The sequence below is a fragment of the Patiriisocius hiemis genome, from assembly GCF_031846325.1.
GTDB lineage: Bacteria > Bacteroidota > Bacteroidia > Flavobacteriales > Flavobacteriaceae > Patiriisocius_A > Patiriisocius_A hiemis.
The window spans coordinates 1-299 of the sequence record NZ_JAVRHZ010000029.1; the positions used below are offsets into that span (position 1 = coordinate 1).

At 47.8% G+C, this 299-nt stretch carries 1 protein-coding gene; it reads left to right on the forward strand.

Going from position 1 to position 299, the window contains the following annotated elements; genetic code table 11:
* Positions 1-299 (forward strand): hypothetical protein (locus RM538_RS13405; RefSeq protein ID WP_311333946.1); only part of this gene is annotated, 299 nt, incomplete at both ends.

The following is a 299-nucleotide window of genomic DNA, read 5'->3' on the forward strand; positions in this document are numbered from 1 at the left end:
TCAGGTAACGAGAGTTTTACAGCTGGAAGCGGTACTTCCTCTGATGGAGATTTCTCAATCGCCATGGGGAACAGCAACTCTATAGGTGCGGCTGGGGACAACTCCGCAACAATAGGTTCTCTAAACAATGTAACAGGACCAAATGCAATAGCATTGGGAACAAACAACATCGTCTCTGGACAAGGAGCCTTTGCTGGAGGGAGTAATAATACCGCATCTGGGCAGGATGCTACAGCCTTTAATAACTCAACAGCATCTGGAACCTTCAGCTTTGCTGCTATTGCAGGGAATGCTTCGGG